At 70.9% G+C, this 8,110-nt stretch carries 7 protein-coding genes and 1 tRNA gene; 3 read left to right on the top strand and 5 right to left on the bottom strand.

The genetic code is table 11. From position 1 onward, the window contains the following. Positions 1-9: 9 nt before the first annotated feature. Positions 10-1,158, top strand: coding sequence for an ABC transporter permease (locus tag ASG32_RS17555; RefSeq protein ID WP_056528614.1), 1,149 nt, complete (start codon positions 10-12; stop codon positions 1,156-1,158). Between the two features lie 24 nt (positions 1,159-1,182). On the opposite strand, the gene ASG32_RS17550 is transcribed toward ASG32_RS17555, so the two are convergent. Both ASG32_RS17550 and ASG32_RS17545 read right to left on the bottom strand, forming a co-directional pair. Beyond that, a complete protein-coding gene (locus ASG32_RS17550; protein ID WP_082557925.1) occupies positions 1,183-3,399 on the bottom strand; it encodes an HWE histidine kinase domain-containing protein in 2,217 nt (738 codons plus the stop codon). A 55-nt stretch (positions 3,400-3,454) separates the two neighbouring features. Next, a complete protein-coding gene (locus ASG32_RS17545) occupies positions 3,455-3,796 on the bottom strand; it encodes a SelT/SelW/SelH family protein (RefSeq protein WP_234082982.1) in 342 nt (113 codons plus the stop codon). Positions 3,797-4,054: 258 nt separating this feature from the next. Here ASG32_RS17545 and ASG32_RS17540 point away from each other — a divergent pair. Together ASG32_RS17540 and ASG32_RS17535 are read left to right on the top strand one after the other, a co-directional pair. Continuing rightward, positions 4,055-4,129: transfer RNA gene (locus ASG32_RS17540), tRNA-Val, on the top strand. A 157-nt stretch (positions 4,130-4,286) separates the two neighbouring features. Continuing rightward, positions 4,287-5,819 carry an acyl-CoA carboxylase subunit beta gene (locus ASG32_RS17535; RefSeq protein WP_056528605.1) on the top strand — a complete coding sequence of 511 codons (1,533 nt, stop codon included), beginning with the start codon at positions 4,287-4,289 and terminating at the stop codon, positions 5,817-5,819. 38 nt (positions 5,820-5,857) lie between these two features. Here the strand turns inward: ASG32_RS17535 and ASG32_RS17530 are convergent, their stop codons facing one another. The 3 genes from ASG32_RS17530 to ASG32_RS17520 all read right to left on the bottom strand — a co-directional run bounded on the left by ASG32_RS17530 (position 5,858) and on the right by ASG32_RS17520 (position 8,063). Next, positions 5,858-6,319 (bottom strand): hypothetical protein, encoded by a 462-nt coding sequence (locus tag ASG32_RS17530; RefSeq protein ID WP_056528602.1) that lies wholly within the window; start codon positions 6,317-6,319, stop codon positions 5,858-5,860. A gap of 77 nt (positions 6,320-6,396) precedes the next feature. Then, positions 6,397-6,951, bottom strand: coding sequence for a TerB family tellurite resistance protein (locus ASG32_RS17525; protein WP_056528600.1), 555 nt, complete (start codon positions 6,949-6,951; stop codon positions 6,397-6,399). A gap of 191 nt (positions 6,952-7,142) precedes the next feature. After that, entirely contained in the window at positions 7,143-8,063 is a 921-nt protein-coding gene (locus ASG32_RS17520; RefSeq protein ID WP_020091969.1) for a metallophosphoesterase, read from the bottom strand. Positions 8,064-8,110 lie beyond the last annotated feature (47 nt).

Genomic DNA, 8,110 nt, shown 5'->3' with positions numbered 1-8,110 from the left:
CGCCCCGCGATGACCGACGCGCTGCTCGCATCCGGACACTTCGTCGATCCGGCGCCCTTCGAGCCGGAGGCCCGGACCGAGAGCCCGGTCGCCACGGCCTCCGCGTGGCGGCTCATCCTCCGCAAGTTTCTGCGCCACCGCCTCGCCGTGGCCTCGTCCCTGATCCTGCTCGCGCTCTACGCGACCGTGCCGTTCGTCGAGCAGCTCGCGCCCTATGGACAGGCCCGCCGCAACGGCGACTTCCTCTACGCGCCGCCACAGGGCGTGCACCTGTTCCACGAGGGCCGCTTCGTCGGGCCGTTCGTCTACCCCTACCGGGCCCATCTCGACCTCGACACGTTCCGCCGGGACTACAAGGTGGACGCCGCCGCCCCGCAGCCGCTGCGCTTCCTCTGCCGGGGCGACGGCTACGACTGGCTGGGGCTCGTCCGCACCGACCTGCACCTCGTCTGCCCGCCGGAGAACGGCACGCTGTTCCTCCTCGGCACCGACAAGCTCGGGCGTGACCTGTTCTCGCGCATGATCTACGGGGCCCGGATCTCCCTCACCATCGGCCTCGTGGGCGTCGCCATCTCGTTCGCGCTCGGGCTCTTCTTCGGCGGCATCGCGGGCTATTTCGGCGGCGTCGTCGATGCCGGGGTGCAGCGGCTGATCGAGGTGGTGCGCTCCCTGCCGGAGCTGCCGCTGTGGCTCGCCTTGTCGGCGGCGCTGCCGCCGAACTGGAGCCCGCTGCTGATCTTCTTCGGCATCACGGTGATCCTCGGCCTGCTCGACTGGCCGGGGCTCGCGCGGGCGGTGCGCGGGAAGCTCCTGGCGCTGCGGGAGGAGGATTTCGTCCAGGCCGCCGAGCTGATGGGCGCCTCGCCGACCCGGGTGATCGGCCGCCACCTGATCCCGAACTTCATGAGCCACCTGATCGCGTCGGCGACGCTGTCGATCCCGACCATGATCCTCGGCGAGACCGCCCTGTCGTTCCTGGGCCTCGGACTCAGACCGCCGGTGACCAGCTGGGGCGTGCTGCTCAACGAGGCGCAGAATCTCGCGGCGGTGCAGCTCTACCCCTGGCTGCTCCTGCCGGTCCTGCCCGTGCTGGTGACGGTGCTCGCCTTCAACTTCATGGGCGACGGCCTGCGCGACGCTGCCGATCCGTATCACTGACGGGCGCGCGCCGCGCCGTGTGGCCTACCCGGCGAGCGGCAGCGGCGCGATCCGCGTCGGGGCGGCGACGCCCTTGCGCTCGAGGAGGCCCGGCGGCGGCACCGGGGCGTCGATGGTGCAGACCACGCCGGTCGGCTCGTAGCTCAGCACCACCTCGCCGGCGAGCTCGCGCGCCAGACTGCGCTCGATCAGGCGCGAGCCGAATCCGGTCCGCGTCGGCTTCTTCACCGGCGGGCCGCCGCGCTCGGACCAGCGGAGCGAGAGCTGCATCTCGTCCAGGCGCCGCACCGTCCAGGCGATCTCGACCGTGCCGCCCTCGGTCGAGAGCGCGCCGTACTTCACGGCGTTCGTGCCGAGCTCGTGCAGGGCCATGGCGATGGACAGCGCGAGCCGCGGCGGCAGCCGCAGGGCCGGTCCCTGAACCTGGAACCGCGAGGCCCGGCCGTCGCCGGCCTCCAGCGGCCGGATCGCGTCCGCCACGACGGCGGAGAGTTCGGCGCCCTCCCAGCTCTCCCGGGTCAGCACGTCGTGGACCCGCGCCAGGGCGAGGAGCCGTGCCTCGAAGGCGGCGCGCGCCGCGTCGGCCTCGGCGCCTTCCAGCCCGCGCAGCGACTGGGCCGCGATCGACTGCACCGTCGCCAGGGTGTTCTTCACCCGGTGGTTCAACTCGTGGATCAGGAGCAGGAGGTGCTCCTCGGCGTTCTTCGTGTCGGTGATGTCGATGTTGCAGCCGGTGTAGCCCAGGAAGTTCTGGGCGTCGTCGAGCCGCGGCACGCCCTCGCACTGGAGCCAGCGCACCGCGCCCGTCCGGTCGATCACCCGCGCCTCCGTGCGGAACGGGATCCGGGCCTCGAACGCCTCCGTGAAGGCGCAGCGGAAATTCTCCAGGTCGTCGGGATGCACGATCTGGTGCCAGCCGTCGTCGTTGAACCGTGCGGCCGGCAGCCCGAACAGGTGCTCGAAATGGAGGTTAGCGAAGCTGACCGCGCCGGTCTCGTCGGTCATCCAGATCAGGGCCGGCGCCGAATCGGCCATGTGCCGGAAGCGCGCCTCGGACTCGCTCAGGGCGCTCAGGCCGCGTTTGGTCTCGGCGAGCGCCCGGTCGCGCTCCTCCTCCCGGGTGCGCAGCCGGAGAGACGCCTCCGACAGCACGACGCCGAGCCGCTGGATCTCGTGGACCGGCGACGACACGCGCGGGATCGCCTCGCCCCGGGCCAGGGCAGGCCCCGAAGCGGCCAGCAGCCGGAGGGGGCGCGAGACCCGCGACCAGAGGTTCACCGCCAGGAGCGACGAGGTGGCCAGCACCAGCAGGCCGAAGCCCGCGAAGGCCCAGATCCAGCGCCGCACCCGCGCGTCGACGAGAGCCTGCGGGATGCTGGTCGCGACCATCCAGCCGGTGAGCCGCGAGCGCGCCTCGATCACCACCACCGGCTTGTGCTGGCGATCCTGGCCTTCCCAGACCCCGGGCGTCGACGACTGCACCTGGCGGAGGCTGGCGAGGCGCTGCTTGCCGACCACCGCCTCGGGATCGGGCAGGCGCGCCAGGACGATGCCCGACCTGTCGCTGATCCCCGTCGTCCAGCCCGGGACGACCTCCCGGGACAGGATGCCCTGCAGGCGCGACAGGGGGACGGTGAAGCTCAGGATATAGCCGACCTCGCCGTCGACCATCACGGGCACGCCGACCGCGTAGGTGGCCTCGCTCGGCGTCGGGCCCGGCACGTAGCCGCTCACCATGGCGCGCTGCGTCCCGCGGGCCAGATCCTGGTCGAAGGGTAGCGTCACGACCGGCATCGGCGCGCCGCGCGGCACGCCGGTATTCACCATCTCCTGCCCGTTGGGCCGGCGCAGGAGCACGTCCAGGTCGATCGATTCGCGGACCAGGCGCGCCTGGGCGTCGAACGCCTCGAAGTCGCCCTGCCGGATCCGCGGTGAGGTCGCCAGGGTCTGCAGAACCGACACGAGGCCGGCGGTGTCGCGGTCCAGGGACAGGCCGATGCCGCGCACGTTCTCGCGGGCGTCCTGCTCGAACCGTGCCCGCTCGGCGGAGGCGTAGCGCATCAGCAGGATGCTGGTGAACAGCAGGCCGGGGCCGATCAGCGCGATCACCAGCGCGATCAGGTAGACCTGGGTCGAGAAGCCGTTTCGCCCGAAGCGGTGCAGCCGCCGCGACAGCCAGGAACGTCGCGCGGGAATCACCGCGGGGACGCCCGCGCCCTCGGCGTGATGGTCCGGACTCAAGCGGGGTCCGTCCCCGGCCCGCGGTGCCACGCGGGCTCGTCGCCGTTCCCTCGCCTCATGACCGGTCGATATGACCGAGATCGCGTGTCGGGTCGAGGTGGTCGCGCACGCGCTGCTTCAGCGCCTTCACGTCCGGGAAACCGCCGTCGCGCACCCGTTCCCACAGGAGCACCCCGTCCAGTTGGATGTTGAAAGCGCCCCCCGTGGCCGGGACGAGGGCGACCTCGCCCAGATCATCGCGAAACGTCGAGAGGAGTTCCTGCGCCATCCAGGCGGAGCGCAGCAGCCAGTTGCACTGGGTGCAATACGTGATCGCGACGCGCGGCCGTCCTGGCCTCGCCGCGCCCTCCACCGTCACGTCGCTGCCGGGCTTCGCGCCCGCTGGCCCATCGTGCATGCCCGCACAGCGCACCGGGCCGGCGCCCTTGTCAACCTCACGCGCGCGCACGTCGGCGTGCCCCGGGCCGGCGACGGCGGCGCTCAGCCGAGTTCGGTGCGAATTTGGACGCCTGCTCGAACGCTCGCCCGGCTGTCGGCCAACATCGCCGGCCGCGCTTGACGTCGCGGCCCGCCGCGCTCTAGAAGGCCCGCCACCGGGTCGCGGCGCCCCCACGGGCGAGCGGCGATGGCGTGCGCTCAGGCGGCACGCCGGTACGGACGGTTAGCACAGCGGTAGTGCGTTCCCTTCACACGGGAAAGGTCGCAGGTTCGATCCCTGCACCGTCCACCATCATCCCCTATCCCCCGAAGGTCTGATCCCGCGGCTCCCCGCGTCGGTTTGCCACCCGAAAAGCGCGTGCTAAGGGCGCTCGATCGGTGAACGCATAAGCTTGGACCCGGCCCGATCCGGGTCGCAGGTCACAGGCAGGGGAAGGGCGGGAACAGCCATGAAGGACATCCTCGACAAGCTCGAAGAGCGGCGGGCGCAGGCCCGGCTCGGCGGCGGTGAGAAGCGCGTCGAGGCCCAGCACAAGCGCGGCAAGCTGACGGCGCGCGAGCGCATCGAACTCCTCCTCGACCACGGGTCGTTCGAGGAGTTCGACATGTTCGTGCAGCACCGCTCCACCGATTTCGGCATGGAGAAGCAGAAGATCCCCGGCGACGGCGTCGTGACCGGCTGGGGCACGATCAACGGCCGCACGGTCTTCCTCTTCTCGAAGGACTTCACGGTGTTCGGCGGCTCGCTGTCCGAGGCGCATGCCCAGAAGATCGTGAAGGTTCAGGACATGGCGCTGAAGATGCGCGCCCCGATCATCGGTATCTTCGACGCCGGCGGCGCGCGCATCCAGGAGGGCGTCGCGGCGCTCGGCGGCTACGGCGAGGTGTTCCGCCGCAACGTCATGGCCTCGGGCGTCATCCCGCAGATCTCGGTGATCATGGGTCCCTGCGCGGGCGGCGACGTCTACTCGCCGGCCATGACCGACTTCATCTTCATGGTTCGCGACACGAGCTACATGTTCGTGACCGGCCCCGACGTGGTGAAGACCGTCACCAACGAGGTTGTGACCGCCGAGGAACTCGGCGGCGCCAAGGTCCACACCACCAAGTCGTCGATCGCCGACGGGTCCTTCGAGAACGACGTCGAGGCGATCCTCCAGATCCGCCGCCTCCTCGACTTCCTCCCGCCGAACAACATCGACGGCGTGCCGGAGCTCGCGAGCTTCGACGACGTCAACCGGATCGACGCGTCCCTCGACACGCTGATCCCCGACAACCCGAACAAGCCCTACGACATGGGCGAGCTGATCCGCCGCGTGGTGGACGAGGGCGACTTCTTCGAGATCCAATCCGCCTACGCGCGCAACATCATCACCGGGTTCGGCCGGATCGAGGGCCGGACCGTCGGTTTCGTGGCCAACCAGCCGCTGGTGCTCGCGGGCGTGCTCGATTCGGACGCCTCGCGGAAAGCCGCGCGCTTCGTGCGCTACTGCGACGCCTTCGGCATCCCGATCGTCACCTTCGTGGACGTGCCGGGCTTCCTGCCGGGCACGGCGCAGGAATACGGCGGCCTGATCAAGCACGGCGCCAAGCTGCTCTTCGCCTACTCGCAGGCGACGGTGCCGCTGGTCACGATCATCACCCGCAAGGCCTTCGGCGGCGCCTACGACGTCATGGCGTCGAAGCACGTCGGCGCGGACGTGAACTACGCGTGGCCGACGGCGCAGATCGCCGTGATGGGCGCGAAGGGTGCGGTCGAGATCATCTTCCGCAGCGAGATCGGCGACCCGGAGAAGATCGCGGCGCGCACCGGCGAGTACGAGGACCGGTTCCTCTCGCCCTTCGTGGCGGCCGAGCGCGGCTACATCGACGAGGTGATCATGCCGCACTCGACCCGCCGCCGGATCGCCAAGGCCCTCGGGATGCTCCGCACCAAGAAGATGGAGCAGCCCTGGAAGAAGCACGACAACATCCCGCTCTGAGGCGGGCGCACGGGCCGGCGGCCGCGCCGCCGCCGGTCTCAGCTGCGGTTGCTGTTCTCGATCACCGCGCACAGCGTCAGCGGGCCCTTGTCGGCCGACACCATCGCTGAGCAGGTGACCCGGGCCCCGCCGAGATCGACGTTGCTGTGCCTGAGCTTCGTGGCCGTCGCCTGGGCCCGGTGCGCGGCCTCGGTGATCACGGCGGCATCGATGCCGGTCACCGCGTGCCCGGCCTGCCCGAACAGGTCGTAGTAGCGGTCGGGCGGGTTCGCCCCGCGAAACTGCGCGCCCACAGAGGACAGGTTTGGCCCGCCGCAGGCCAGCGTCAGGGTCATGTCGGGACCGGCCGTGAAGCTCGCGTAGTCGCTCCGGCGCTCGGCCGTCTTGGCCGCCGTCTCGGCCGTGACCTTGTCGACCAGCGCGTCGCAGGACTGTGCCCAGGCGGGGCCGGCGCCGGCCGAGAGGGCGGTGAGGACGAGGAGAGGCAGGAGCGCGCGCATGCCCGCGAGGTAGCGCGGCGGTCCGGAAAGGCGAGCGGCGCGGCGTTCCGGCGCGCCGCGCCCCACCCCGATGCGGATCAGGCGGATTCGCCCCGCCCCCTGACCAGGACGGGTCCCTCGCCGACGAGGAGGCGCCGCTTGAGGCGGGCGATGCCCTCGCGCTGCAACTCGCTGGGCGGGGAATGCGCGCTGGCCACCTGGGTCAGCATCGCGATCAACTCGCCCCGCTCGGACACCGTCAGCGCGTCGCGCAGCAGCGGCGCCAGGGCGTCGGCGACCTGCGAGAACGGGAGACGCGCCTGCGTGTAGCCCCAGGCCTTCTCGAAGGTGGCCGAGATCCGATCCACCTCGAGCGGACGCTCGATGTATTCGAGGATCCGCGTCTTCTCGCTGGCGGTGAGGGGGCTGCCGGTCCGGACCAGCTGGATCATCAGGATCACCGCCGCCAAGCGCGGGTCGCGGACGCGCTGCAACGGCGTCCCCACGAGGTTCTGGAAGGTCGAGACAGCGCGGCGCTGAAGCCCCTTCGTGTCCCGGTTGACCTCCTGCAGGCCCTTGACGGTCCCGTGCGTCCGCAAGATCCAGAACAGTCCCGCGACGATGATCCCGATGAGGCCGAGCAGGATCGGCATGAGCGTCCCCAGATCGAATCGACGCGGGACGCTCCCACGCACATCTCGGTGTGTCAAACCCGCGTCAATGCCTGCGAATGACCGCTGTGACTTGCGGGATCGCGCGCGCAGGCGACACATCCATTGTGCGCGACCTGGATCTACTTCACCGATGCGGCGACCGTCGGCGTCCGCGTGACGCTCTCGCGCGCTCAGCTGGCGGTCGCGGACGCGTCCGACGTGCCGAGCTCGAGGAGGACGATCTCCGGCGGGACGCCCATCCGCACGGGGATCCGGCTCATCCCGAAACCGCCCGAGACGATCATGTGGCGGCCGTCCTGAACGATGTGGCCGTAGGAGTAATCGTGGCCGCGCACCTTCCGGATGGCGGGGGCGTGGCCGAACAGCCGGACCTGGCCGCCATGGGTGTGGCCGGCGAGGGTCAGCGAGACGCGGTCGGGCACGGAGACGAAGATGTCGGGTTCGTGGGCCATCAGGATCACGGGCGCCGAGTCCGTGACCGCTCGCAGCGTCCGCGGCAGGTCGGCCAGGCTGAACGTGCTCCACGCGTTGAGGAACGGCAGCTGGTCGCCGAGCCCGGCCAGCCAGAACGGCCGCCCGTCCTTCACGAGGCGCACGGCCTGATTCTCCAGGACCGGGATGCCCTGCGCCTCCAGCAGGCGCCGCACCGCCGGAACACCGCGGCCGGCCCGCTGGACGGCGTGGTCGTCCCACCAATCGTGGTTGCCGAGGATCGCGTGCGTGCCGAGGGGCGCCTTCAGCTCGGTCATCATCCGGGCGAACTGGTCGAGCGGCAGCTTGCGCCACGCGATGCGCCCGGCCGGGTAGTCGCCGAGCAGCAGGACCAGATCGGGCGCGAGGGCGTTGGTGGCCGCGACGATCTCCGCCACCCGGTCGAACGGCATGTACGGCTCGCAGATGTGGAAATCCGCCAGCACCGCCACCCGCAGGCGCAGCGCCGGATCCCAGCGCGGCAGGGACGGCGCGTAGGACGTGACCACCAGCCGGTGCAGCGGCTCGACGTCGAAGGCGTAGACGCCCGTCGCGGCGGTGAGGCCGGCGCCCACGCCGAGCCCGGTCAGGAACTGCCGGCGGCTCGGCATGATCAGCATCGCGATAAGACCTGTAGGCTCCAGAACCCGCCGGGGTCCCGCTAGGC

The sequence above is a fragment of the Methylobacterium sp. Leaf361 genome (assembly GCF_001424445.1).
Classification (GTDB): Bacteria; Pseudomonadota; Alphaproteobacteria; order Rhizobiales; family Beijerinckiaceae; genus Methylobacterium.
Note: the sequence above shows the minus strand (reverse complement) of the source record. Positions and strands in the feature narration are given on the sequence as shown.

Excerpts from the sequence above, each read along its gene's own strand:
- ASG32_RS17555 (WP_056528614.1), top strand. The coding sequence starts at position 10 with ATGACCGACGCGCTGCTCGCATCCGGACACTTCGTCGATCCGGCGCCC.
- ASG32_RS17545 (WP_234082982.1), bottom strand. The coding sequence starts at position 3,796 with ATGCACGATGGGCCAGCGGGCGCGAAGCCCGGCAGCGACGTGACGGTG.
- ASG32_RS17535 (WP_056528605.1), top strand. The coding sequence starts at position 4,287 with ATGAAGGACATCCTCGACAAGCTCGAAGAGCGGCGGGCGCAGGCCCGG.
- ASG32_RS17530 (WP_056528602.1), bottom strand. The coding sequence starts at position 6,319 with ATGCGCGCGCTCCTGCCTCTCCTCGTCCTCACCGCCCTCTCGGCCGGC.
- ASG32_RS17525 (WP_056528600.1), bottom strand. The coding sequence starts at position 6,951 with ATGCCGATCCTGCTCGGCCTCATCGGGATCATCGTCGCGGGACTGTTC.
- ASG32_RS17520 (WP_020091969.1), bottom strand. The coding sequence starts at position 8,063 with ATGCTGATCATGCCGAGCCGCCGGCAGTTCCTGACCGGGCTCGGCGTG.